Source organism: Nocardia sp. TBRC8007 (assembly GCF_056629435.1).
Genome location: NZ_JBWSOR010000239.1, coordinates 1 through 235 on the forward strand (window position 1 = coordinate 1; position 235 = coordinate 235).

The 235-nt window shown below is 70.6% G+C and carries 1 protein-coding gene; it reads right to left on the reverse strand.

What is annotated here, in order from left to right:
* Positions 1 to 218 (reverse strand): condensation domain-containing protein (locus ACX4ZE_RS23485; protein WP_480275648.1); only part of this gene is annotated, 218 nt, incomplete at its 3' end.
* Between the last annotated feature and the right edge of the window lie 17 nt (positions 219 to 235).

A 235-nucleotide genomic window follows, 5' to 3' on the forward strand; every position in this document is an offset into this window, starting at 1 on the left:
TCGGTACGCCCGGCGATCGGCGACCCGATCGGAATGTCTTCCCCCGCACCGAGGTGATACAACAACACCACCAACCCCGCCTGCAGCACCATCGACACCGTCGCGTCCTCCCGCCGCGCCAACTGCTGCAGCAGCGTCCGGGTCGCGGGATCGATCACCACCGCCACGGTGTCACCGCGGTAGCTCGCCACCCGCGGCCGCGGCCGATCGGTCGGCAACCGCAGCTGCTCGGGCA